This is a genomic window from Novosphingobium sp. AAP83 (assembly GCF_001295795.1).
GTDB lineage: Bacteria > Pseudomonadota > Alphaproteobacteria > Sphingomonadales > Sphingomonadaceae > Novosphingobium.
The window spans coordinates 1-1311 of record NZ_LJHY01000048.1; the positions used below are offsets into that span (position 1 = coordinate 1).

The window sequence follows — 1311 nt, forward strand, 5'->3', positions numbered from 1 at the left end:
CCCCCCCCCCCCCCCCCGAAAGCGAGTGCTGCAATCATCGCCGCCCATTCGGGCCGCACGGAATGCGCAAGGATCAGGGTTTGCGTGCGAAGGGCGTCAAGGCTATTAAAGCCATGCGACCAACGGGCATGTTGATCGCGCGTTGCCCCGCCCTGAACCGGCGGGGTTTCGCATTTCTTGGGTATTGATTGAATTTCCATAACAGCTTGCCTCTTTGGCAGGCGCGTCCGTCCGTTCCCGAAAGCCGGGGCAGATCGGTCGCAATGAACAATTGCGAACAGCGACGGACAGGGTTAGGAAAGTCACGCGATGAACCGACCAAAGTAAGTCGCGCGATTCCCCGGCCCTGTGGTCGGGGTTTCGTTTATGTGCTACGCATTATTCGCCCCTTCGATGAGGCGGCGCAGGCTGGCAGCAGGGACAAAGTCCGCTTACCAATTTTGCGCGCTTCCAAACGGCCCTCATTAATCAGGGCATAGATGCGCGTGCGACCGATAGATGAGACGCGAACGGCGTCTGCGATGCTGAATGCCAGCGGTTCGGGATGGGGACTTGCAGTATTCATGTATGCTCCTGCGTTCAAATGGACAGGAACACATTAGAAACACTGACTGGGTTCGGAAAGGTTAACGGGCGCGTCTTTCTCCAAACAGTGAATGCAATTAACGCTTCATTAGTTGCGTTCTTTGCATTCAGGGGTGTAAAAAGGGTTTTTCCAAAGCTCGGTTTTGCATAAATTGTCTAATAAAATGCGCTCTTTGCAAGTGCACATGATCTTGCCCTCTTTCAGCGCCTTTGGCTGCCTGCAAAAGTGATTCGCGATTTTCAGCTACCAATACTTATTTCGGTCAATTCAGCGGCAATTCGATTTCCTGCATGATGCGGTCTGTTTCGCTCAGTATCTTGATGATGCGCTGGTAATGGCGGATGTCATCCCAGCTTAGCGTGCGGCCCTTGCGGTCTTTCAATCACTTTTGCGCAGGCTGACATCCACCGATTTGGAAATCCCAAGCGACAGGCGGAACAGCATCGAAGTATTGGCCTATGCCGTCATTGCCATTGATATAGACGCGGTCATTTTCGAACCGGGGCTTGTCTACTACGCAATCCTGTTCCTCGGGCGGCTGGCCGTCGAAGGCATAGGGCGTTGCACCGATGGCAGCATCTTTCAAAGGATGGACTTAACCGTAAAAACGTACACCTCTAAACTCCGTTTGATGTGGTGAATTTCTAATACGGAGCGTTGAAGCTGGAGACCCGCAAAAACTGATGGAGTTTCGGCGTCGATGGTGATTCATTGATGGAGACCGA

The 1311-nt window shown here is 52.9% G+C and carries 2 protein-coding genes; both read right to left on the reverse strand.

The genetic code is table 11. The features are described 5' to 3' along the window. A partial coding sequence (locus tag IP81_RS21395; RefSeq protein ID WP_231627040.1) for a hypothetical protein occupies window positions 1-200 on the reverse strand: 200 nt, incomplete at its 3' end. 768 nt (window positions 201-968) lie between these two features. Further along, a complete protein-coding gene (locus tag IP81_RS21045; protein WP_054109116.1) occupies window positions 969-1172 on the reverse strand; it encodes a type ISP restriction/modification enzyme in 204 nt (67 codons plus the stop codon). Between the last annotated feature and the right edge of the window lie 139 nt (window positions 1173-1311).